Source organism: Achromobacter insolitus (genome assembly GCF_002209555.1).
In the GTDB taxonomy this organism is placed as follows: Bacteria; Pseudomonadota; Gammaproteobacteria; order Burkholderiales; family Burkholderiaceae_B; genus Achromobacter; species Achromobacter insolitus.
Map to the genome: position 1 here is coordinate 1 of NZ_NJIF01000028.1, position 527 is coordinate 527.

Annotated in this window: 1 protein-coding gene; it reads left to right on the forward strand. The window is 69.1% G+C overall.

Annotated features, from left to right (window positions below; translation table 11 throughout):
• Positions 1 to 527 (forward strand): hypothetical protein (locus CEY08_RS30055; RefSeq protein WP_170946347.1); only part of this gene is annotated, 527 nt, incomplete at both ends.

Sequence of the window (527 nt, forward strand, 5' to 3'; positions counted from 1 at the left end):
CGCAATACTCTGGCGGGCCAGCCCATCGAGCTACCGGTCGGCACTTCCGGCGGCAATCTCACCGTCCAGCTCAACGGCTCCCGCCCCGGCGCCAGCCATGGTGGCATCGCGCCCGGGCCCGTGCAGGTCACCAGCGTCAGCCTGCCCGGCGCCACCGTGGTGCGCAGTGTCTCCAGCCCGGCCGCCGTCCCGGATAACCAATTATTCGCGGTTAACGGCCGGGCGGACGCCCCGTACCTCGTCGCGACCGATCCGCATTTCGTGGGGCAGCGTCCGGTCGTCTCCAGCGACTACCTGCTCAACCTGCTGGTCAAGCCGGGCGCGCAACCGGGTGCGCAGTGGGGCGATTGGGATACCCAGGTGCCCGCAGGCGCCATGTTCCTGACGCCTTCGGGCCAGCCCAAGCGGCTGGGCGACGGCTTCTACGAGCAGAAGCTCGTGTCCGACCAGATCCTGGCCACCACCGGCCAGCGCTTCCTCGACACGTACAGCGACAACGACAGCCAGTACAAGGCCCTGCTTGCCGC